The 21,950-nt window shown below is 73.8% G+C and carries 21 protein-coding genes and 1 riboswitch; of the genes, 10 read left to right on the forward strand and 11 right to left on the reverse strand.

The annotated features are described in order from the left end of the window. Positions 1 to 4 precede the first annotated feature (4 nt). Complete coding sequence (locus Q6350_RS15035; protein WP_304604630.1) at positions 5 to 1,297, reverse strand: ABC transporter substrate-binding protein; 1,293 nt, start codon at positions 1,295 to 1,297, stop codon at positions 5 to 7. Between the two features lie 200 nt (positions 1,298 to 1,497). On the opposite strand from Q6350_RS15035, the gene Q6350_RS15040 reads away from it, so the two are divergent. Beyond that, positions 1,498 to 2,565 (forward strand): LacI family DNA-binding transcriptional regulator, encoded by a 1,068-nt coding sequence (locus Q6350_RS15040; RefSeq protein ID WP_304607431.1) that lies wholly within the window; start codon positions 1,498 to 1,500, stop codon positions 2,563 to 2,565. Positions 2,566 to 2,591: 26 nt separating this feature from the next. On the opposite strand, the gene Q6350_RS15045 is transcribed toward Q6350_RS15040, so the two are convergent. The 4 genes from Q6350_RS15045 to Q6350_RS15060 all read right to left on the reverse strand — a co-directional run bounded on the left by Q6350_RS15045 (position 2,592) and on the right by Q6350_RS15060 (position 6,392). Then, entirely contained in the window at positions 2,592 to 3,248 is a 657-nt protein-coding gene (locus tag Q6350_RS15045; protein ID WP_304604608.1) for a response regulator transcription factor, read from the reverse strand. Continuing rightward, positions 3,245 to 4,750: a cell wall metabolism sensor histidine kinase WalK gene (locus Q6350_RS15050; RefSeq protein ID WP_305066620.1), complete on the reverse strand. Its 1,506-nt coding sequence runs from the start codon at positions 4,748 to 4,750 to the stop codon at positions 3,245 to 3,247. Before Q6350_RS15050 ends, Q6350_RS15045 begins: the two co-directional genes overlap by 4 nt. Further along, positions 4,726 to 5,937 carry a phosphotransferase gene (locus tag Q6350_RS15055; RefSeq protein WP_171248388.1) on the reverse strand — a complete coding sequence of 404 codons (1,212 nt, stop codon included), beginning with the start codon at positions 5,935 to 5,937 and terminating at the stop codon, positions 4,726 to 4,728. The genes Q6350_RS15050 and Q6350_RS15055 overlap by 25 nt, the downstream gene beginning before the upstream one ends. An 80-nt stretch (positions 5,938 to 6,017) precedes the next feature. After that, positions 6,018 to 6,392 carry a hypothetical protein gene (locus tag Q6350_RS15060; protein ID WP_304604609.1) on the reverse strand — a complete coding sequence of 125 codons (375 nt, stop codon included), beginning with the start codon at positions 6,390 to 6,392 and terminating at the stop codon, positions 6,018 to 6,020. A 213-nt stretch (positions 6,393 to 6,605) separates the two neighbouring features. Between Q6350_RS15060 and pgi the strand changes: the two genes are divergently transcribed. The 8 genes from pgi to Q6350_RS15100 all read left to right on the forward strand — a co-directional run bounded on the left by pgi (position 6,606) and on the right by Q6350_RS15100 (position 15,070). Then, positions 6,606 to 8,315 (forward strand): glucose-6-phosphate isomerase, encoded by a 1,710-nt coding sequence (pgi, locus tag Q6350_RS15065; RefSeq protein WP_304604610.1) that lies wholly within the window; start codon positions 6,606 to 6,608, stop codon positions 8,313 to 8,315. A gap of 91 nt (positions 8,316 to 8,406) precedes the next feature. Continuing rightward, positions 8,407 to 9,237, forward strand: coding sequence for an STAS domain-containing protein (locus Q6350_RS15070; RefSeq protein ID WP_171248391.1), 831 nt, complete (start codon positions 8,407 to 8,409; stop codon positions 9,235 to 9,237). Beyond that, complete coding sequence (locus tag Q6350_RS15075; RefSeq protein WP_304604611.1) at positions 9,234 to 9,635, forward strand: STAS domain-containing protein; 402 nt, start codon at positions 9,234 to 9,236, stop codon at positions 9,633 to 9,635. Before Q6350_RS15070 ends, Q6350_RS15075 begins: the two co-directional genes overlap by 4 nt. Beyond that, positions 9,632 to 10,048, forward strand: coding sequence for an ATP-binding protein (locus Q6350_RS15080; RefSeq protein WP_304604612.1), 417 nt, complete (start codon positions 9,632 to 9,634; stop codon positions 10,046 to 10,048). Before Q6350_RS15075 ends, Q6350_RS15080 begins: the two co-directional genes overlap by 4 nt. 32 nt (positions 10,049 to 10,080) lie before the next feature. Further along, positions 10,081 to 11,103, forward strand: coding sequence for a SpoIIE family protein phosphatase (locus tag Q6350_RS15085; protein ID WP_304604613.1), 1,023 nt, complete (start codon positions 10,081 to 10,083; stop codon positions 11,101 to 11,103). A gap of 8 nt (positions 11,104 to 11,111) precedes the next feature. After that, complete coding sequence (locus Q6350_RS15090; RefSeq protein ID WP_304604614.1) at positions 11,112 to 12,347, forward strand: HAMP domain-containing sensor histidine kinase; 1,236 nt, start codon at positions 11,112 to 11,114, stop codon at positions 12,345 to 12,347. Next, on the forward strand, positions 12,344 to 13,948 hold the full coding sequence (locus Q6350_RS15095; RefSeq protein ID WP_304607425.1) for a SpoIIE family protein phosphatase: 1,605 nt from the start codon (positions 12,344 to 12,346) through the stop codon (positions 13,946 to 13,948). Before Q6350_RS15090 ends, Q6350_RS15095 begins: the two co-directional genes overlap by 4 nt. A gap of 9 nt (positions 13,949 to 13,957) precedes the next feature. After that, complete coding sequence (locus tag Q6350_RS15100) at positions 13,958 to 15,070, forward strand: PrsW family intramembrane metalloprotease (protein WP_305066623.1); 1,113 nt, start codon at positions 13,958 to 13,960, stop codon at positions 15,068 to 15,070. Between the two features lie 46 nt (positions 15,071 to 15,116). On the opposite strand, the gene Q6350_RS15105 is transcribed toward Q6350_RS15100, so the two are convergent. Genes Q6350_RS15105 through Q6350_RS15115 form a run of 3 tightly spaced genes read right to left on the reverse strand, consistent with a single transcriptional unit; the run spans position 15,117 to position 18,699 of the window. Then, positions 15,117 to 15,863 carry an ABC transporter ATP-binding protein gene (locus Q6350_RS15105; protein ID WP_370375403.1) on the reverse strand — a complete coding sequence of 249 codons (747 nt, stop codon included), beginning with the start codon at positions 15,861 to 15,863 and terminating at the stop codon, positions 15,117 to 15,119. Further along, positions 15,863 to 17,599, reverse strand: coding sequence for an ABC transporter permease (locus Q6350_RS15110; RefSeq protein ID WP_370375404.1), 1,737 nt, complete (start codon positions 17,597 to 17,599; stop codon positions 15,863 to 15,865). Before Q6350_RS15110 ends, Q6350_RS15105 begins: the two co-directional genes overlap by 1 nt. Continuing rightward, the gene (locus tag Q6350_RS15115; protein ID WP_305066624.1) at positions 17,596 to 18,699 is read right to left on the reverse strand and encodes a thiamine ABC transporter substrate binding subunit; all 1,104 of its coding nucleotides are present in this window, start codon (positions 18,697 to 18,699) and stop codon (positions 17,596 to 17,598) included. The genes Q6350_RS15110 and Q6350_RS15115 overlap by 4 nt, the downstream gene beginning before the upstream one ends. 57 nt (positions 18,700 to 18,756) lie before the next feature. After that, a riboswitch (TPP riboswitch) is annotated at positions 18,757 to 18,860 on the reverse strand. Between the two features lie 106 nt (positions 18,861 to 18,966). Between Q6350_RS15115 and Q6350_RS15120 the strand changes: the two genes are divergently transcribed. Next, complete coding sequence (locus Q6350_RS15120) at positions 18,967 to 19,251, forward strand: DUF4235 domain-containing protein (protein ID WP_304604618.1); 285 nt, start codon at positions 18,967 to 18,969, stop codon at positions 19,249 to 19,251. A gap of 89 nt (positions 19,252 to 19,340) precedes the next feature. Here Q6350_RS15120 and Q6350_RS15125 read toward each other — a convergent pair whose 3' ends face one another. From Q6350_RS15125 to Q6350_RS15135, 3 genes are all read right to left on the reverse strand, one after another. Beyond that, positions 19,341 to 20,018: a PAS domain-containing protein gene (locus Q6350_RS15125; RefSeq protein WP_305066625.1), complete on the reverse strand. Its 678-nt coding sequence runs from the start codon at positions 20,016 to 20,018 to the stop codon at positions 19,341 to 19,343. A 157-nt stretch (positions 20,019 to 20,175) separates the two neighbouring features. Continuing rightward, a complete protein-coding gene (locus Q6350_RS15130; protein WP_305066627.1) occupies positions 20,176 to 21,087 on the reverse strand; it encodes a sulfite exporter TauE/SafE family protein in 912 nt (303 codons plus the stop codon). Between the two features lie 129 nt (positions 21,088 to 21,216). Further along, positions 21,217 to 21,675 (reverse strand): Rrf2 family transcriptional regulator, encoded by a 459-nt coding sequence (locus Q6350_RS15135; protein ID WP_171248401.1) that lies wholly within the window; start codon positions 21,673 to 21,675, stop codon positions 21,217 to 21,219. Positions 21,676 to 21,950 lie beyond the last annotated feature (275 nt).

Here is a 21,950-nt window from a genome sequence, read left to right on the forward strand (position 1 = left end):
GCGATCACCCGCGCGAGGCGGCCGTCTCCATGGTCGAGACGATGCCCGCGGCGTCACCCTGACCGGCCAGCAGCTCCACGACGGCCGTGTTCAGCGCGTTGCCGACGTTCTGGCCCAGGACGGTGTCCATCCAGGTGCTGACGTAGGCGGCGTCGTTGTAGGCCTCCATGATCGGCTGGAGCGCCGGGTCCTCGACGACCTCCTGGGCGTCCTGGTTGGCCGGGATGGTCTGGTACGCCTCGGCGTACTGCTCCTGCTGGTCCTTCGTCGCGATGAAGTTCAGGAAGTCCTCGCACGCGGACGGGGAGTCCTGCGAGCAGCTGAAGCCGTCGACGCCGCCCATCATCGCCGTCGGGTCACCCTCGCCACCCTCGACCTCGGGGAACGGGAACCACCCGAGGTCGTCCAGCGGCTGCTGGTCCGGGGTGAGGGAGGCGATCACACCGACGTTCCAGCCACCCATGAGCTCCATGGCGGCCTCGTGGTTCGCGACCAGCCCGGCCGACGACCCCGCGCCCTCCTGCGGATCGGTGGTCAGGAAGCCCTCGTGGAACGGCTCGGTGGCCGCGAAGTCCTCGAGGTCCTGGCCGGCCCGGAGCCAGCACTCGTCCGAGAAGTCCGCGGACGTGGACAGGCTCTCGATCGTCTCCTGCGAGCACTCGCGCAGGGCGAAGAAGTAGAACCAGTGCGCGGCCGGCCACGCGGCCTTCGCGCCGAGCGCGATCGGCTCGATGCCGGCGTCCTTGAGCTGCGCGTCGACCTGCTCGAGCTCGTCGATCGTCGTCGGGGTGCCCGAGACGCCGGCCTCGTCGTAGAGGTCCTGGGAGTAGAACATGCCGCCGGGCAGGACGGCGAGCGGCATCGCGTAGTTCTTCCCGTCCACGGTGAAGGCGGACAGCGCCGCGCCCATCGTGTCCTTGGCCTCGTCGCTGAGCGTGCCGGTCAGGTCCTTCACGTTGCCGCTGGCGACGATGTCCGCCAGCTTCTGCCCGCCGCGGGCCATGAAGACGTCGGGCATGTCGCCGGAGTTGACGGCCGTCTGGAGCTTGCCGTCCATGTCCTCGTTCTGGATCGACTGGATCTCGAAGTCCACGTCCGGGTGCTCCTCGGTGTAGGCCGCGGTCGCGTCCTCCCAGTACTGCTTGCCCGGGCCCGTGGTCGAGTTGTGCCAGACGGTGAGCGTCACCGGGCCGCCCTCCTCGGCGGAGCCGCCTTCGTCACCGCTTCCGCAGGCCGTCAGCGTGCCCAGGCCCATGACCAGGGCGGCCGTGACCGCGAGCGACCTTCGCGAACGCATCTTCATGACTGATCCTCCTCGTCGAGAATGCCTACCGCTGGGGGTGTTCCCCACGACGGCACCTGAACCCGCACCTGCACGGGTGTGGCCAGCCCCTAGCGTTTCCGACGGACGCAGCTTTCGTCAAACGTTTTCGATAACGATTTCATCACTGCCTTCCGTGGCTCGTCACCCCGGGCTGCGCGGGATACCGTCTTCCTGTGAGCACCGCCGCCGACCCGTCCGCCGCGGGTCCCAGGACCAGCCCGCCCGCCGGACGGGTGACGATCTCCGACGTCGCGCGCGTCGCCGGCGTGTCGGTCGCGACCGTCTCGAAGGTCGTCAACAACCGGTACGGGGTCGCCTCGTCGACGGCGGAGCGCGTCCTCGCCGTCGTGGCCGAGCTGGGCTACGAGTCCTCCCTCGTCGCCCGCAGCCTGCGGCGCCAGTCCACCAACGTGGTCGGCGTGCTGGTGGCCGAGTTCGAGCCCTACTCGACCGAGCTGCTCAAGGGGATCTCGTCAGCCGTCGGCGGCACCGGCTACGAGCTGCTCGCCTACAGCGGCGGGTCCGACGGCGGAGTGCCCGGCGGGTGGGAGCGCCGATCGCTGTCCCGGCTCGCCGGCACCCTCATCGACGCCGCGATCGTCGTCACCCCGACCATGGTGATGTCGGGCGCCTACGGGGTCCCCGTCGTGGCCATCGACCCGCACACCGGCCCCGAGGGCACCCACACCGTGGACTCCGACAACGTCACCGGTGCGCGCGAGGCCGTCGAGCACCTGCTGGGACTCGGGCACCGGCGCATCGCGCACCTGGGCGGACGCACGGACCTGCAGTCCGCGCGGCTGCGCGAGCTCGGCTACCGCCAGGCGCTCGAGGCCGCCGGCATCGACGTCGACCCGGACCTGGTGCGGGTGGGCGGCTACCGTCCCGACACCGCCGACACCCCCGCGCGCGAGCTGCTCACCGCGACCGGCGACGCCCGGCCCACCGCCGTCTTCGCCGCCAACGACCTCTCCGCGATCCACCTCATGGAGGTCGCCGCCGAGCTCGGCATCCGCGTGCCGGAGGACCTGTCCGTCGTCGGCTTCGACAACGTCCCCGAGTCGATGACCACCACCCCGGCGCTCACCACCGTCGCCCAGCCGCTGCACCAGATGGGGGCCGAGGCGCTACGCATGGTGCTCGACCTGCTCCACGGCACCCCCCGCGACCAGCACCTGCGCCTGCCGACCTCGCTCGTGGTGCGCGGCAGCACGGCCCCTCCCCCTCCGCCCGCGAGGTAGGCGGCGGAGGTCCCCCGCCCGACGGGTCAGACGAGCCGGTAGCCCATCCCCCGCACCGTCTCGATCCGCTCCGTGCCGATCTTCCGGCGCAGGTAGCGCACGTACACGTCGACCACGTTCGACCCCGGGTCGAAGTCGTAGCCCCACACCCGCGACAGCAGCTGCTCGCGCGAGAGCACCCGTCCCGGGTTGCGCAGGAACACCTCCGCCAGCGCGAACTCCCGGGCCGACAGGTCGACGGACCGGCCCTCCACCGTCACACGGCGGGACCCCAGGTCGAGGCCGAGACCGCCGTGCTCCAGCACCTCCCGCTCGGCGCGTCCCGGCTCCCGCAGCCGCAGCCGGATGCGGGCCAGCAGCTCCTCGAACCCGAACGGCTTGGCCATGTAGTCGTCCGCACCGCCCTCGAGCCCGGTGACCCGGTCGGTGATGGAGTCCCGGGCGGTGAGGATGACCACGGGCATCGTGGACCCGGAGCCGCGCAGCCGGGACAGCACCTCGAACCCGTCGACCTCCGGCAGCCCGATGTCCAGCACCATGAGGTCGTACTCGCCGCTGAGCGCGTGCTCGACGGCCGACGCGCCGTCGGAGACCACGGTCGGGACGAACCCGTGGGCCCGCAGCCCCTTGCGGACGAACTGCGCGATGCGGTCCTCGTCCTCCGCCACCAGGATCCTGCTCATCGGACCGTCCCCTCCTGGACCCCGCCGACCGGGCCGCCGGCGACGGGCCACGACACGGTGACACGCAGCCCGTGCTCCCCCACGCCGTCGGACGCCGGGGACCCGGCCTCCGCCGTGACGGTCCCGCCGTGCCCGTGCGCGACGGCGGCGACGATCGCCAGGCCCAGCCCCGACCCGGGGACGTCCGCGTCGCCCACCCGGACGAAGCGCTCGAAGATGCGCTCGCGGTCCTGCGGTGCCACACCGGGCCCCTCGTCCCGCACCCAGAGGCGGGCGGTCGAGCCGGTGACGGCACTGCCGACCGCGATCCGCGTCCCGGGACGGGAGAACCTCACCGCGTTGTCGGCAAGCTGCAGCACCGCCTCGGTGAGCCGCTGCTCGTCGCCGGGCACGACCCCCTCGGCACGGGCGTCCACCCGCCAGGCGCGGTCCCCCAGAGCGCGCGCCTTGTCCAGCAGGTCGTCGGTCAGCGGCCCGAGGTCGACCTCGCCGAGCCGCACGAAGTCGGGGCGCTCGGACTTCGCCAGCAGCACGAGGTCCTCGACGATGCGGCTCATCCGCGCGGTCTCGTCCAGCAGCAGGGCTCGCGTCTCGGCGACGTCGTGCGGGTCGTCGGGCTCGAGCAGCTCCAGGTGTCCCCGCAGCACCGTCAACGGGGTGCGCAGCTCGTGACCGGCGTCGTCCAGGAACTGCCGTTGGGCGTCGAAGGCCGCCGCCACCCGGTCCAGCATCGTGTTGAAGGCCCGGCCGAGCGTGGCGACGTCGTCCTCGCCGTGCACCGGGGCCCGCAGCGTCAGGTCGTCGCCGCCGACCCGCTGCGCCGTCGCCGCGAGGAGCTCGAGCGGCCGCAGCAGCCGCCCCACGACCCACCACGCCACCGCCCCGACCAGGACGAGCGTGCCGAGCGAGACCAGGGCGAAGGTCCGGCGGAGCTCCTGCTGCGAGGCCAGCGCGAGATCCGTCCCCACGCCGACGACGTAGGTGCCGTGCTCCGAGCCGTCGGCGACCTGCACCGGGACGGCGATCACGTGCATCTCACCCACGGCGGTCGGGATCCGTTCCTCGACCGCGCTCCGGGCCTGCGGCCCGAGGTCGCCCACCAGCCCCACCAGGTCCGGGTCGTCGACCACCGCGGAGGCCCACGACGGCGAGTACAGGTCGGCGTCGCCGCCGACGAAGGTCACCAGCATCTCGTCGGCGCCCGGCACGTTGCGCTCGATCGCCACCCGCAGCAGCTGCTCCACGCTGCTGAAGGGCTCCCCGGTGTCCGGGTCCACGCCCCGCTCGGCCAGGACCCGGAACTCCTCGACCTCCTGGTCGAGCTCGCCGTCGATCCGTTCGAGGACCGCCCGGGCGTGGATCGTGTCGGTCACCGCCCATGCCACCGCCAGCCCGAGGGCGGACAGCAGCAGCACCGAGAGCACCGCCTTGGTGCGGACCGGCAGCGCCGACGGACGGAGCCGCCGGCCGCGCCCGGTCACCCCGGCACGCCGCCCAGCCATCGCTCGACGGCGTCCAGCCGTCGGGAGGTCTGCAGCGGCCAGTCCGCCTCCTGGACCCGGTGCGGCCCCGTCGCCAGCGACAGCAGCACCCCGCCGATCCGCGCCGACAGCTCCACCGGCTCGACCTGCCCGGCGAAACCCGCCGCGTACTCGAGCGCCAGGGCGTGCAGACGTTCGTTGTCCCACCCGCGCAGCAAGGACAGCGTCTCGATGTGCGCCACCAGGCACGCCAGGTCGTCGGCGCGCCGGCCCGGACCGGCCGAGTCGACGTCGAGGAGACCCGTGATGCGCCCGTCGGCGAGCATGACCTGGGCCTCGTACAGGTCCCCGTGCGTCGGCTCGTCCGGGCGCTGCCCGGCGATCCGGGTCGCGATCGTCTCGGCGAGGTGCCGTGCCCGGTCGGCCTCCGCGGGCATCGCCGCGCCGATCACCGACGCATAGTGGCCCGCGTTCTCGCTCCACGAGGTGCGCAGCGGCAGCTCGGCGACGCTGTCCGGCAGCCGGTCGAGCATGGTGACGACCTCGGCGGCGCTCGGGACCGCTCCCCCGTCGCGGACCGCGTGCCGCATCGACTCCCCGGACAGGGGCGCGATGACGAGCAGACCGTCGGCGCTGCGTCCGAGCGGCTTCGGCACCGGCAGCCCGGCGCCGGCGAGCAGCGCGTGGCGGGCGTGCAGGTCGTCCACCTTCTCGGGGCGCACGACCTTGAGGAAGACCCGGGCCCCGGGGGTGCTCGCCTCGATGACCGCGCGGCGCGTGGGACGGTAGGCACGGACCCTCAGCGTGACGGGGCCCCGCGCGACCTCGGGCACGCCCAGGTCGCCCAGCAGGGTGGCGACCGCCTCCGCGTCGTAGGCCGTGGCCAGCGCCGGCAGCGCCGGATCGCCCGGGAACCGCCACACGGCCACGGCGTGCTCGCCGTCGTCGAGGGTCAGGACACCGGGGACCTGCTGGTCGCCCGGGCGGCCGAGCGACGCCCCGAGCGTCTCGGTACGCACCCGCCCCGCCTCGACGCCCTCGCCCCACCGCACGCGCGCCCGGTAGGCGACGGTCGTCGACCGTCCGGGGCGGTGGTCCACCTGCCGGACCGACCAGTCGACGAGCTCGCCGCCCGCCGTCGAGACCGCGGTCGCGAGGAGCTCGGTCGCCTCCTCACCCGTCAACAGGTCCAGGTCGCTCTGTGCCATCGGTCCATCCTCGCCAGAACCGGCGCGGAGCGCGCGCTCACCGCTCCGGTCGGCGATCCCCTCCAGGACCGGCACGGTGCTCAGTCGTCGGAATCGGCCGAGTCCGCGCTCTGCACGTGCTGCGGGGAGGGCGAGGCGGTCTCCGCGCTGCGGGCGCTCTGCGTCGAGGGGTCGTCGGGCGAGTCGGAGGTGTCGACGGCGGTGGTCGGAGAGTCGGAGGACTCCGGGGACGGGTCGCTGACGTCGGTCGACGCGGGACCGGTCGAGCCCGACGACTCGTCGACGGACGACTCGTCGGTCGCGCCCTCCTCCGGGCCGTCCAGCGTGACGGCGTCGACGCCCCCGGACGGGTCGTCCTGGTCGCTCGTCCCGACGGCGGCGGCGCCCGCGACGCCCATGCCCAGGGCCGCGGCGGTGCCGACGACGATCCAGCGCTTCTTCACGGACGGTCTCATGGCTGCTCCCTCGAACGGTGCCGGCATCCGCTGCCTGCGGACGTGCACCATCCTTCGGCGCCGGCATGAGACCTCGCGGAGACGAGCATGAGAGTCCTCTCATCCTCCGGGCGCGACCCGCCGAGGGCCGGACGGGCCGTCGCCGTGGGCACGGGCCTCCCGGACCGCGGACCGGGCGCGCAGACGCTCGTCGCGGTCATTACGGTAGGCCTCATGACGACCTCTCCTGTCGACGCCACCACCACGCCCGCCTGGGGCGAGCTGCTCCGCCACCACCAGGAGTTCCGCGGGGACCTGCGCGGCTGGTTCGCCGCCGATCCCGGCCGCGCCGAGCGGTTCAGCCACACCACCGGGGACCTGCTGGTCGACCTGTCGAAGAACCTGGCGACCGACGAGACGTTCGACCTCCTCGTCCGTCTCGCGCACGAGGTGAACCTGCCCGAACGCATCGAGGCCATGTTCACCGGCGAGCACATCAACGTGACCGAGGACCGTGCCGTGCTGCACACCGCGCTGCGCCGGGCCCCCGGGACGCAGCCGTCGCTCGTCGTCGACGGCCAGGACGTGGACGCCGACGTCGCCCGTGAGCTCGACAAGGTGGGGGCGTTCGCGGAGCAGGTGCGCTCCGGGGAGTGGAGCGGCGTCACCGGCAAGCCGGTCCGGACGGTCGTCAACATCGGCATCGGCGGCTCCGACCTCGGCCCGGTCATGGTCTACGAGGCGCTCAAGCCCTACGGGCGCGAGGACCTCGAGGTCCGGTTCGTCTCGAACATCGACCCCACCGACCTGGCGCAGAAGACCGCCGACCTGGACCCCGAGACGACGCTGTTCATCGTGGCGTCCAAGACGTTCGGCACCCTGGAGACCCTCACCAACGCCCGCCTGGCCCGGGCCTGGCTGTGGGAGCGTCTGCACGCGGTCGGCGCCATCGAGGACGACCACGACGCGAAGCAGGCCGCGGTCCGCGCCCACTTCGTCGCCGTCTCCACCGCGCTGGACAAGGTCGAGGCGTTCGGCATCGACCCCGCCAACGCGTTCGGCTTCTGGGACTGGGTCGGCGGTCGGTACTCGGTCGACTCCGCCATCGGCACCTCGCTCGCCGTCGCCTTCGGCCCGGAGGTCTTCCGGGAGCTGCTCGCCGGCTTCCACACCGTCGACGAGCACTTCCGCACGACGCCGCTCGAGCGGAACGTGCCCGCGCTGATGGGGTTGCTCAACGTCTGGTACACGAACTTCCTCGGCGCCCACACCCACGCGGTGCTCCCCTACGCCCAGCAGCTCCACCGCTTCCCCGCCTACCTGCAGCAGCTCACGATGGAGTCCAACGGCAAGTCGGTGCGCTGGGACGGGTCGCCGGTCACGACGCAGACCGGCGAGGTCTTCTGGGGCGAGCCGGGGACGAACGGCCAGCACGCCTTCTACCAGCTCATCCACCAGGGCACCCGGACCGTGCCGGCCGACTTCGTCGCGTTCGCGACCCCCGCCTACCCGCTGGTCGACGCGGTCGGTGACGGCAAGGCGGTGGCGCCGGGCGCGGACGTGCACGAGCTGTTCCTGGCGAACTTCTTCGCCCAGACCAAGGCCCTCGCGTTCGGCAAGACGGCCGACGAGGTGCGGGCCGACGGCACCGCCGAGGAGCTGGTCAGCGCCCGGACCTTCTCCGGCAACCGTCCGACGACCTCGATCATGGCGCCGGCGCTCACGCCGTCCGTCCTGGGTCAGCTCGTCGCGCTGTACGAGCACATCACCTTCGTCCAGGGCGTCGTGTGGGGCATCGACTCCTTCGACCAGTGGGGCGTCGAGCTCGGCAAGAAGCTGGCCCTGGAGGTCGCCCCGGCCGTGTCCGGGGACGACGCCGCCCTGGCGGAACAGGACTCCTCGACCCGCCGGCTGGTGGAGTTCTACCGGACACACCGGGCCTGACCTGCGGCGACGCGAACCGGTGGGTCGCGGGGGCGTTCTGCTCCTACACTGTCTCCGCGATCCACCCTCGCGCCGCCCGAAAGGAGCCCACGTGCCGACTGCCCGGAGTGCCCAGCTCTCCACGATCCTCACGGACCACGCCGAGGCCGTCCGCGCCGCGTGGCTCGACGCGTCGAGCGTCGAGCTGCGGGGCCGCAGCACCCGCGGCGAGCTCGAGCGCGAGCAGTCGGACATCTACGACGCGCTCGTGGAGGGGCTGCGCGACGGCGGCTCCGAGCTGGGCGACGCGGCGTTCGACCAGCTGCGGGGCATCCTGGCCGACGTCTCCGGTGCCCGCGCCCGCCTGGGGTTCACCCCCCGGGAGACGGCGATGGCGGTGTTCGCGCTCAAGGAGGGCCTGTACAGCCTGGTCGACGACGACGTCCGCGCGCACCTGACGCCGCTGATGCGGCTGGTGGACGACCTCGGCCTGTACACGTTCGAGAACTACGCGGACGCCCGCGAGGCGATCATCACCGAGCAGGCGGAGCAGCTCATGGAGCTGTCCACCCCGGTGGTGAAGCTGTGGGAGGGCATCGTCGCGGTGCCGCTGGTGGGCACCCTCGACTCGGCCCGCACGCAGGTCGTCATGGAGAAGCTCCTCAACACCCTCGTCGAGACGGGCAGCGAGCACGCGATCATCGACATCACGGGTGTGCCGGCGGTCGACACCCAGGTCGCCCAGCACCTGCTCAAGACGGTCGTGGCGGCGCGCCTCATGGGCGCCCAGTGCACGATCAGCGGCATCCGGCCGCAGATCGCCCAGACGATCGTGGCCCTCGGTATCGAGTTCGGCGACATCCGCACCCGCGCGTCCCTGGCCGACGCCCTGGTCGACGCGCTGCGCGAGAAGAAGCGACCGACCAGCGAGGTGCGCGGGTGAACGAGGTCCCGATCCTCAAGATCGGGTCGACGCTGCTGGTGTCGATCCAGGTCGAGCTGCAGGACGACACCGTGCTCCAGCTCCAGGAGGACCTCGCCGCCCGGATCACCCGGACCGGTGCGCGGGGCGTCATCATCGACATCTCCGGCCTGGAGATCGTCGACAGCTTCATCGGCCGCATGCTGGCCTCCGTCGCCGCCGTCTCGCGGGTGCTGGACGCCCGCACCGTCGTCGTCGGGATGCGTCCCGCCGTCGCGATCACCATGGTCGAGCTCGGGCTGGGGCTGCACGGGGTGCAGACGGCGCTCGACGTCGACCGCGGTCTGGCCCTGCTCAGTCCCGACAGCGTGGCGGCCGAAGACGTCCTCCTCGCGGCCGTCGAACGCGACGCCGGATGACCACGACCTCTCCCACCACCGGCACCCGACAACCGGTTCGCGACGACTCGGACGTGGTCCGGGTCCGCCAGGCCGTGCGACGGCTCGCCCAGCAGGCGCGGCTGTCCCTGGTCGACCAGACGAAGCTCGTCACCGCGGCGAGCGAGCTCGCGCGCAACACCCTGGTGCACGGCGGCGGCGGCGAGGCCGAGGTCGAGCTGGTCACGAGCGGGCGGCGCACCGGTGTCCGTGCCGTCTTCTCGGACCAGGGCCCCGGCATCGCCGACCTCGACCTCGCGCTCACCGACGGCTGGACCAGCGGCGGCGGGCTCGGGCTGGGGCTGTCGGGGTCGCGTCGTCTGGTCGAGCACTTCGCGATCGACACGACGCCCGGGGTCGGGACCCGCGTCGAGATCGCGGCCTGGGCGCGATGACCGGCGTCGTCGATCCGGACGAGCCACGCAGTGTGCTCGAGAGTGGCGCCTGGTACACGGTCGACCACCCGTCGGCCGTCGGCCGGGTGCGCCGCGCGGCGGTGACGACCGCGATCCGGCTCGGGCACGACGAGAGCCGTGCCGCCGAGGTCGGGCTCGTCGTGTCCGAGCTGGCCACGAACCAGACCCGCCACGCGGGCTCCGGCCGCATGCTGCTCGCGGTCGACCGGACGGACGGGTGCGCCCGCCTGACGGTGCTCGCCGTCGACTCGGGGCCGGGCATGCGCGACGTCGCGGCGGCGATGCGGGACGGTGTCTCCTCGCGGGGCACCCTCGGCATCGGTCTGGGCACGCTGCCCCGGCTGGCGGGCTCGTGGGACGCGTGGTCGGCCCCCGGCGCCGGGACCGTCGTGTCCGCCGCGTTCGACGCGCGCCGTCCCGTCGCCGGCGACGAGCGTCCGGCGTCCACCGCCGGCGCCCCGAGCGGCATCACCCGCGCCATGACGGGTCAGCAGGTCTGCGGTGACGCGTTCGCGGTCCGCGTGGACGACGGCGCGTCGAGCGTGCTGGTCGCCGACGGGCTGGGTCACGGCCCGCTCGCGGCGGCGGCCTCGCAGGCCGCCGTCCGGGCCTTCCGCGCGGCTCCCGCGGCCGGCCCCGCGATCCTCCTCGAGCGGGTGCACCGTGCCCTGGCGGGCACGCGCGGCGCCGCCGTGGCGGTGGTGCAGCAGATCGGCTCCACCCTGCGCCACGCCGGCATCGGCAACATCGCCGGGGCGATCCACGGCACCCGCACCCGCAGCCTGCTGAGCCCCCCGGGCATCGGCGGGTCGCGCTCCCCCGCGATCTCGGAGACGACGCACGCCGTCAGCGAGGGCGACGTCGTCACCCTGTACTCCGACGGACTGACCGACCGGGTCAACCTCGTGGACTACCCCGGTCTGCTGCTGCGCTCCGCGACCGTCGTCGCCGGCGTGATCATGCGCGACTTCGCCGTCCGGCGCGACGACGCCTGCGTGGTGGTCCTGCCCGTCCGAGGGGCCACACGGCCATGAGCGGGGCGGTGGAGGCCGCAGCTCTGCAGCGTCGGCTGGCCCGGCTCGAGCAGGCGCACGAGGCACTGACGGCCCAGTACGAACAGCTCTCGGCCGAGCTGGAGGAGACGAACTCCGGCGTGGTCGCGCTCTACGCCGAGCTGGACGAGCGCGGCCGCCAGCTCGCCGCGGCGAACGAGGCCAAGTCGCGGTTCCTGCGCAACGTGAGCCACGAGCTGAGGAGCCCGGTCAACTCGATCATCGGCCTGGCGGGACTGCTCGCCGAGTCGTCGCTGGACGACGACCAGGCCCAGCAGGTCCGGTTCGTGCGCGACAGCGCCGACACGCTGCTGACCCTCGTGGACGAGCTCCTGGAGCTGGCGCGCGCCGAGGCCGGGCACCAGGACGTCCACCCCGCCCCGTTCGACATGGCCGAGCTCCTCGCCGAGCTGGAGGGCACCACGCGCCCGCTGGTCCGGGACGGCGTCGAGCTCGTCGTCGACCGGCCGGGCGTGCCCGTGCTGTGCAGCGACCGGCGCCTCGTGGCGCGTATGCTCCGCAACCTGCTGACCAACGCGGTGAAGTTCACCGAGCGCGGGTCGGTGCACCTGGTCGTCACGCCCACGGCCGACGGCGCGCGGTGCGAGGTCCGGGACACGGGGCTGGGCGTGCCCGCGGACCAGCTCGACGCGATCTTCGAGGAGTTCGTCCAGGTGCCCCACCACCTGCAGCCGGGCGCGCGGGGGACGGGTCTGGGGCTGCCGTACGCGCGGCGCACCGCCGAGGCGCTCGGCGGCAGCCTCACCGCGACCTCGACGCTCGGCGAGGGGAGCGTCTTCACGCTCACCCTGCCCTCGCTGGAGGACGCCGCCGGGGCGGACGCCCCCGCCGGTGCCCGCAGCGGTCGCGTCGGCCACGTCCTCGTCGTGGACGACGACCACGCCTTCGGCTCCTCGGTCGCCGGTCTGCTCCGCGACGAGGCGACACGGGTCAGCGTCGCCCACGACGCCGGCACGGCCCTGGCGATGCTGCAGGACGACGTCGACGCCGTCGTCCTGGACGTGCGCATGCCGGACACGACCGGCACGGCGCTGCTGGCTCGGATGCTGGACGAACGGCCGGGCCTGGCAGCCGTCCTGATGTCGAGCGGACCGAGCCCCGCCCCCGGCCCGTGGACGCGCACGGCGCGGTTCCTGCCGAAGGACCGGATCGACCGTGCCGCACTCGTCGCGGCACTCGACACCGAAGGGACAGCAGGACCGTGATCGAGGAGAACGGACGGCGACGGGTGCTCGTCGTCGACGACACCCACGCCCACCGCTACCTCATGGCCACCTGGCTGCGCGCCGCCGGCTACGCGGTGGCGGAGGCCGCCACCGGGAGCGAGGCGCTGCAGCGCGCCTCGGCCGAGTTCGACACCGTGGTCCTCGACGTCAACCTGCCGGACGTCTCGGGGGCGGAGGTGTGCCGGGAGCTGAAGAACAGGCCGGAGACGTCCCCCGTGCCCGTCCTGCACGTGTCGGCCACGTCGATCGACGCGGCGGCCCGCACGGCCGGGTTGCAGCACGGCGCCGACGCCTACCTGCCCGAACCCCTCGACCGTGACGAGTTCCTCGCCACCGTGGGCGCGCTGTGCCGCAGCTACGACGAGAAGCGAGGGGCACACCGGACCGCGCAGCGGCTCGACGACCTCGGCACGGCGCTGGTCCCCCTGCACTCGGCGCGCTCCGCCGAGGAGGCGGTGGACCTCGCGGCCCGGGGCGCGTCGAGCGTCCTCGGACGTGCCGCGATCGCCATGGTGGTCGTCGATGCCGACCACGTCCTGCGCACCGTGTGCCCGGCGCCGGGCGCCCCGCTGGTCCGCGGTGCCGGCGAGACGCCCGTCCCGCCGCCGGGAGGGGTCAGCTCGGCGCTGCTGCCGAGGGAACGCGTCCCCGCGCCGTGGCGGGAGCTGCTCACGCAGGCCGGGGTGGGGCCCTCCTCGTGGTGGACCACGTGGATGCGCGACGCCCGCGGGCGGCTCGTCGGCGGCCTCGGCGTCCAGCTGGCCGACTCCGAGACCGGCCCGACGGACGACGACCGGGAGACCGTGCGACGGTTCACGCAGGCGACCGCGGTGGCGCTGGCCAACCTGCGCCTGCTCGCCGAGGAGCACCGGATCACCCGCGCCCTGCAGGACGCGCTGCTCCCGTCCGACCTCACGGTGCGCCCCGGGTTCGACGTCTCCGCGTGCTACGAGGCCTCGGACGACCTGCTGGACGTCGGGGGCGACTTCTACGACGCCTTCGACCTCCCCGACGGCCGGGTCGCGGTGGTGATCGGCGACGTCCAGGGCCACTCCCTGCACGCCGCCACCGTCATGGGCGAGCTCCGTCTGACGCTGCGCGCCTACCTGCGCGAGGGGCACGGGGCGGAACGCGCGCTGGAGCTGCTCAACGAGGTGCTGCGCACCGACCACACCGAGACCGCGACGGTGTGCGTCTGCCTCGCGGACCCGGTCACCGGCGAGGTCGAGCTGACCGACGCCGGGCACCTGCCGGCGATGCTCGTCCGCTCCGACGGCACGGCACGGCCGGTGAAGTCCACCTCCCGGCTGCTGGGGCTGCCGAGCCCGGAGAGCCGCCCGCCGTACCGCACCACGCTGGCGGTCGGTGACCTGCTGGTCCTGGCCACGGACGGACTGGTCGAGCGCCGGGACGGCTCGCTGCGCGACGGCCTGGCCCGGCTCCGGACCGCCGCCGCGCAGATCCCCGGGACCTGCCCCGACGACGCGTGTCAGCACCTGCTCGACGCCTTCGACGACGGCGCGCGCGAGGACGACGTGGCCGTGGTGATCGTGCGCCGCACGAGCGGGGCCGCTCAGTAGGGTCAGGGCATGCCACCCCTGGAGCCACGGGCGATCCTGGCCGGCAGGCCCACCGCCCGGCCGTCGGTGGGGGTCGTCGTCACGGTGGCCACGTCCTCCCTGTGCCTGGCGGTGGCTCTCGCCCTGCTGCTGCGGGACGGTGCGGACGGCGTGGTCACGGCGGTCGTCCTGGCGCTCGTCCCCCTGCCGCTGCTGCTCGCCGGGGTCCTCGCGCTCGACCGCCTCGAGCCCGAACCCCCCGACGTCCTCGTCGCCGCGTTCGGCTGGGGTGCGGGCGTCGCCGTCCTGCTCGCCACGCTCCTCAACACCGCCGGGCTGGACCTCGTGTGGCGGCCGATGCTCGGCGCCGAGCTCGGCCGGTACGCCACGGCGTCCCTCACCGCCCCGGTCGTCGAGGAGCTGGCGAAGGGCGCGGTGCTCGTGGGGCTGCTCTGGTTCAGGCGCCACGAGCTCAACGGCCCCACCGACGGCATCATCTACGGCTCCACGGTGGCGCTGGGCTTCGCCACCGTGGAGAACATCAGCTACTACGCCACCGCTCCGGCCGGGACGCTGGCGGGGACCTTCGTCGTGCGCGGGATCGTCTCCCCGCTGCTGCACCCCCTGTGCACGTCCCTGATCGGCGTGGGCGTGGCCGCGGCGGCCCTGCGCCGGCCCGGACGGCGTGCGCTGCCCGTCGTGGCCGGCGTGGCCGGGGCGACCGCGCTGCACGCCCTGTGGAACGCCTCGACGGCGGCGGGTGCTCTCGGTCTCGGGGTCGCGTACCTGCTGGGCGCCGGCGTGCTGGCGGCGCTCGGCGTCGTGCTGCACCGGGACCGTCGTCGGATCGTCGGCCTGGTGCGCCGGCACCTGCCCCGCTACCAGGAGCTCGGCGTGATCGGCACGGGCGACCTGCGGATGCTGTCGTCGCTGCGGGCACGGCAGCGGGCCCGCGAGCAGGTCCGCGGTGCCCTCGGCCGGGGCGCGGCGCGGGCCCTGGCGGACTACCAGCAGGCCGCCACCGAGCTGGCGATGCTGCACCGCCGGTACGACCTGGGCCTGGTGGACGACGACGCGTTCGTGGCCCGCCGCGACCCGCTGCTGCTGCTCATGGGGCACGCACGGGTCGTCTTCGCGCGCTGACGGAGGGCTGCGGCCCACGGTCTACGGCAGGCCCCACCGGCGACGGTCAGGGGAGCTCGAGCCCGAGGAACTCCGCGACCCGCGCCGAGGCGGGTGCGGCGCGGAGCCGCTCCGGGGTGTCGACCTGCAGCAGCTGCCCGGCGTCCATCACGGCGACCCGGTCGGCCACCGTGAAGGCCTCGGCGTGGTCGTGGGTGACGAACACCGCCGTCGTGCGGGTCGCCCGCAGCGTGTCGCGCACGTCGATCGCGAGCTTCTCCCGCAGCTGCCGGTCCAGGGCGGACAGCGGCTCGTCGAGCAGCAGCAGCCGCGGCCGCGGGGCCAGGGCCCGGGCCAGCGCGACCCGCTGCTTCTCCCCGCCGGACAGCGTCGACACGGCCCGCCGCGCGTACCCGGCCAGCCCGACGTCCGCGAGCAGCTCGGCCACCCGGTCGCGCCGCTGCGCCGCGGGGATCCCCTGCATCTCCAGCCCGTAGGCGACGTTCCGGCCCACGTCCCGGTGCGGGAACAGCTGACCGTCCTGGAACAGCAGGCCGAACCCGCGCCGGTGCACCGGCACCCGGGCCAGGTCCTGCCCCGCGAACGACACCGACCCCGCCACCAGCGGCTCCAGCCCCGCGACCGCGCGCAGCAGCGACGACTTGCCGCAGCCGCTCGGCCCGAGCAGCGCCAGGACCTCGCCCGTCGCGACGTCGAGCGACACGTGGTCGACCGCCGTCGTGCCCGCCTCGTGCCGCGTGCCCTCGTAGCGCACGACGACATCACGGACGCTCAGGCCCTCGGCCCCGGACATCAGAACTCCCCTCCGCCCGCGTCACCGCGCAGGCGTTCCGCCACCATCATGACCGTCGCGGTGAGCACGGCCAGCACCACGGACGCCGCGAGCGCCATCCCGTAGTTCTCCGCCCCGGGCCGGCCGATGAGCCGGAAGATGACGACCGGCAGCGTCGCCGCGTCGGGCCGGGCGAGGAACGACGTCGCGCCGAACTCGCCCAGCGACACCGCGAACGCGAACCCGACGGCCAGCCCGAGGGACCGGGCGGTCAGGGGGCCGTCGACGGTCCGCAGCACCCGGCCCGGGGCGGCACCCAGGGTGGCGGCGACCTCGCGCAGCCGCGGGTCGATCGCCCGCACCACGGGCAGCACGGTGCGGACCACGAGCGGGATCGCGACGACCGCCTGCGCGATCGGCACGAGCAGGCCCGAGGTCCGCAGGTCGACGTCGAGCCCGAGCGGCCGGTCCAGGGTGATGAGGAACCCGAACCCGACGGTCACCGCGGAGACCCCGAGGGGCAGCATGAACGCGGCGTCGAGCGCCCCGACGGCCCGGCGCAGCCCGGCCGACCGGGGACGGCGCGAGACGACCAGGGCCACGAGCCCGCCGACGACGACGGCGATGAGGGCGGCCAGCACGGCCGTGCGCAGCGAGTTCGCCGTCGCCTCCCACACGGTGACGGACAGCGCGTTGCGGCCCCCGGTCGTGCCGAGGGCGACGTAGTTGTCGAACCCCCAGGTGCCGTCGGGCGTCCGCAGCGAGCGGGCGACCAGACCCGCGAGCGGCACGACGACCAGCAGGCCGACGACGGCGACGGTCGCGGCCGCCGGGACGGCGTCGCTGGCCCGTCGCCAGGAGAAGCGGTGCGCCGCGGACCGGTCGCTGGTCAGGTGCAGCGCGCGCTCGCGGCGGGCACGCAGCCGGGCGCTGACGAGCAGTGCTCCGGTGACGACCACGAGCTGCAGGATGCTGAGCACGGCGGCGGCGCGCAGGTCGAGGAACTGGGTGGTGCGGATCCAGATCTCGGTCTCGATCGTGCCGTACCGCATGCCCCCGAGCACCAGGACGACGCCGAACGCCGTCGAGCAGAACAGGAAGACCACGGCGGCCGCGGACGCGATCGCGGGCCCCAGCGCCGGCAGGGTGACCGTGCGGAAGGCCCGCCACGGGCTCGCGCCGAGGGAGCGGGCCGCCTGCTCCGCCCGCGGGTCGAGCCGCTCCCACAGCCCGCCGACGGTGCGCACGACGACGGCGTAGTTGAAGAACACCAGGGCGACGACGACCCCGGCGAAGGACTCCTCGATGCCGAGCCACCCGAAGGTGCCGCCGGGGGCGAACAGCGCCCGGAAGGCCACGCCGACCACGACGGTCGGCAGCACGAACGGCACGGTCACCAGGCCGCGTGCCAGCGCCCGGCCCGGGAACCGGCACCGGTACAGCACGTAGGCGCCGGGCAGCCCGAGCAGGACGGCCAGGACCGTGCCGACGGACGCCTGGGCGAGGGTCTGCCCGACGACGCGCCACGTGCGGGGCTGGGACAGGACCTCCGCGAACCCGGACAGGTCGAGCGCCCGGGTGCCGCCGTCGTCGGTGAAGAACCCCTGGACGACGAGCGCCGCCACGGGCCACGCGAAGAACACCCCGAGGAACAGCAGGGGCAGGCCGGCGGCGAGGACCCACCACAGCCAGGTCCCCGGGGCGGGCCGACGGCGGGGCGGCCGCAGGGACGCCCCGCCGCTGGTGGAGGGCGTCACCCGATGACCGTGGCCGTCCACTGCTCGATCCACTCGTCACGGTGCGCGGCGATCTCGTCCGGCGCGACGTCGAACGGTTCCTCGGCGAGGGGGGCGAACTGCTCCCACTCGGCCGGCAGCTCGACGGTGTCGTCGGCCGGGTACATGTACATGTTCGCGGGGATGTCGGCCTGCACCTCGGCGGAGGCGAGGAAGTCCACCAGGGCCCGGGCACCGTCGGGGTTGTCGGTGCCGGCGAGGACGCCGGCGTACTCGACCTGGCGGAAGCAGGTGTCCAGCAGCGCCTCGGTGGTGCTCTCGCTGCCGTCCTCGCTCACGGTGAAGGCCGGGGAGGTGGCGTAGGAGAGCACGATCGGCCGCTCACCGCCCTCGCCGGCCCCGGAGAAGTCGACGTAGTAGGCGTCCGACCAGCCGTCGGTGACCTTGAGACCGTTGTCCGAGAGGTCGGCCCAGTACTGCTGCCAGCCGTCCTCCCCGAAGGCGTCGACGGTGGCGAGCAGGAACGCGAAGCCGGGCGACGAGGTCGCCGGGTTGGTCACGACCGTCAGGTCCTCGTACGCCGGGTCGGTCAGGTCCTCGAGGGTGCTCGGCGGCTCGACGCCCTCGGCCTCGAACCAGGTGGTGTCCACGTTGAGGCAGACGTCGCCCTTGTCGATCGGGGTGAGCCCCTCGAGCGCCGGGTCGACGAGCCCGGTCGCGGACGGGTCGAGGTCGGCCGGCGTGTACGGCTCGAAGACGTCGGCCTCGACGGCACGCGAGGCGAAGGTGTTGTCCACGCCGTAGACGACGTCGCCGAGCGGGCTGTCGGCCGTGAGCACGAGCTGGTTGACCAGGGTGCCGGCGTCGCCGGCGGCGACCTGCTCGACAGTGAGCCCGGTCTCCTCCTCGAACGACTCCAGGACCCCCTCGCTCAGGGCGAAGGAGTCGTGCGTGACGAGCGTGACGGTACCGGACAGCTCCGGCGTGGCGCTCGCGTCGGCGGAGCCCGCGGAGCTGCTGGGCGCTGCTCCGGGGGACTCCTCGCCGCCGCAGGCGGCCAGCGCGGGCAGCAGCGCGACGACGGCGGTGGTCGCGACGGTGCGACGGAGACGATGACTCATGTGTCCTCCTCAGACGTTCGAGAAGGGGGTCCGCCGCTCGGAGGGTCCGAGGCGACGGGATCGAGAAGCCCGACTTCCTCCACCGGTGCTAACCGGATCAGGTTCGAGGGTCTGCGGTGGTCCGCACTCTCAGCGCCGACGGCGCTCCCCTGTCGTTCCCCCCGAGCCTACACACCTCGAGCACGCTACGGTGGTGGCGTCCGTGGCGCGGACCTCCCGAGGGAGTTCGTCCGTGACCGCCCGGCGCACCGAACGACTGGAGGACCCGTGGAGCTGTCCAAGAGCACCGAGCCGACGCTGGCCGTGAAGGTCGGGACGATCGCGGCGACCCTCGCCGCGGGCTGGGTGGCCCAGAAGATCATCAAGACGATCTGGGAGAAGGCCACGGGCAAGGAGGCCCCGATCGACCTGGACGCGGACGACATCCCGATCGTCCAGGCGATCACGTTCGCCGCCGTCACGGGTGGTGCCGCGGTGATGGCCCGCCGGCTCGCGAAGCAGGGAGTCGTCAAGGCGGTCGACCGCCGCGCCAAGAAGATCTCGACGGTCTGAGTCCCGGACTCGCGGGGCGGCTCGGTCGCCCCGCGAGCGGTCGGGCGGTGACCGGCGCGCCTCGCGAGAGGTCGGACCGGTACCGGTGCTCAGCGCCGGGTGCTCTGACGCCGACGGGCCAGCTGGGCCTCGTGCCCGTGCGGGCGGTCCACGCTGTGGACCGCGTCGAGCGCGGCCTGCAACCGGTCGTCAGGCTCTCCCCGGGACGTGCGGAGCTCGCTGACGACCTGTGACGCCGCTGACTGCATCGGGATCCCGGCTCGTGCGGCGACCTCGCCGAGCAGGTCCGTGGCGTCGGCCTCGTCCAGGCCCCGGGTGATCATGAGGGCACCCTTGACCTGTTCGACGGCGGCGGCGGAGACCATCGCCCGCCCGACGGCACGGTGGGACTCGCGGTCCAGCACCTCGCGAGCGACCGGGCTGACGTCCAGCACGTACCCGCCCACCCGGGCGATGGCCCCGTCCTCGTCCAGCTGCCCCCGACCCGTGACGACGACCGTACGTGCCTTGCCGTGCGGGTCGATGATGCGGTGGGCGCTGCTGAACGGCCGCCCGGCCCGCAGGGACACGATCGCCGTCCGCGACACGCGCGCCCGGTCGTCCGGGTGGGTCCGCGCCCGGATGATGTCCACGGTGGGTGTGAGATCGCCGGGCTCCGACCCGTACATCCGGTAGACCTCGTCGGACCACCACACGGCACCGGAGGGCGCGTCGATCCGGTACTGACCCACGACGAGCTGGGTCCCGGTGGAGAGTGCGTCGGTCACCGATGAGAGCGCGGAACTCTTCATGATCCGCGACGACGACGGCGAACTCATGTGTTCTCCTCCCGACGATCTCACCGGGCCGGGCCGGGCCGGTGTGGCCCACCGTACTCCGCGGAGTCACGAGCGCCACCTGGGCGGACGTCTTCACCCGCGGGTTTCACCCGCCGACGCTGTACGCGTCCTGGGTCGTCGTCCGGGCCACGGTCACCGACTGCTCGCGGCGGTGCGCCCGCACGGACCACGCGACCGCCGCGGCCCAGAGCACGACGACGGCGGCGAGGACCACCGTCGTCCAGACCGGCGCGAGGTCGACCGCGGCGAGCAGGGTCCGGCTGTTGGTGAGCACGATGACGCCACCGACCGCCGATCCGAGCACCCGGGGCGGCACGAGCCGGACCAACCAGGCCGCGACCGGCGCGGCGACGAGGCCGCCCAGCAGCAGGGCGGTGGCCCACATCGGGTCGATGCCCGCCGTCCCGAGGCCCACGAGGAAGCCCAGGCTGGCCGCCACGGCGACGAAGAACTCGCTGGTGTCGATCGAACCGATGACCTTGCGGGGCTCGAGGCGTCCGCTGGCGAGGATCGCCGGCGTCCCGACCGGCCCCCAGCCGCCGCCACCGGTGGCGTCGAGGAAGCCGCCGACCAGGCCGAGGGGCGCGAGGAACCGGCGGCGCAGCGGCTGGCCGATCTTGTCGGTGCGCAGGCCGCGGAACGTGAACCGGGACAGCACGTACACGCCGAGCGCGAGCAGCAGCACCGACATGACCGGCTTGGCGAGATCGGTCGACAGCCACGACAGGAACGTCGCCCCGGCGAACGCGCCGATCGCCCCCGGCACGCCGATGCGCGCCACGACGCGCCAGTCCACGTTGCCGAACCGCCAGTGCGACGCCCCCGACGCGAGGGTGGTCCCGATCTCCGCGAGGTGCACCGTGGCCGACGCCGCGGCCGGGTTGGTCCCGATCGCCAGGAGCAGCGTCGTCGACGTGACGCCGTAGGCCATGCCCAGGCTGCCGTCGACGAGCTGAGCCCCCAGGCCCACGAGAGCGAGCAGCACCAGTGTCTGCATCACAAGTCCCTCCGTCCGTGCGTGGTCGGCGACCCCGCTGAAGTGACTATATCCGATCGGGCTAGTCGGGTTTAACGATACGCAGCATCCTGGTCGAATGTGCGTCGACGGACCCGGAGGGGGCCGCGGTCAGGGGTTCTGCCAGGCGGAGTCGCTGGACGTCAACGACCGGATCTCGTCCGGGAGGGATCCCGCCGCCAGGTCGGACACGGTGACCTCCTCCAGGACACGCCGCACGCTGGCCCGCAGGGCCACCCAGACGTGCAGGAGGTCGGCGGCGGCCCCCTCGTAGTCCAGGTCGGCGGGACGCTCGTCGCGGACGAACACCAGCGGGCCGTCGACGGCCCGCACGACGTCCGCCACCGTCACCTGGTCGGCGGGTCGTGCCAGGACGTAGCCGCCCCGTGCGCCCCGGCGGCTGGCCACGATGCCCTCGCGGCGCAGGTCACGCAGGATCGACTCGAGGAAGCGGTGCGGGATGTGCTGCGCCTCGGCCAGCGACTCGGCGGGCACGGGTGCACCGTCGTCGCCCGCGGCGAGCTCGGCCGTCGCGCGCACCGCGTAGTCGGCCTTCGCCGAGACCCTCACCCTGGTTCCTCCCGTTCAGCAGTCCGCCCCGCACGCTCACCGCGCACCCTGCGTTCATCGTAGAGGTGGGGAGCGGGCCGTCCGCGACGGACCCGTCCGCGACGCCGGCACGCCGCCGCGGGGGGTGGACGCCGTCTGCGCGGTCCGCTGTGGTCTCGGGGGTCGGGTGGGGAAATGCAGCAGGCCCCCCACCTGTGGTGGGGGGCCTGCTGTGAAGGGTGTCCGGCGGCGTCCTACTCTCCCACCCCGTCTCCAGGGCAGTACCATCGGCGCTG

Origin of the sequence: Isoptericola sp. b515 (assembly GCF_030588125.1) — a bacterium.
GTDB classification, from domain to species: Bacteria; Actinomycetota; Actinomycetes; order Actinomycetales; family Cellulomonadaceae; genus Isoptericola; species Isoptericola sediminis.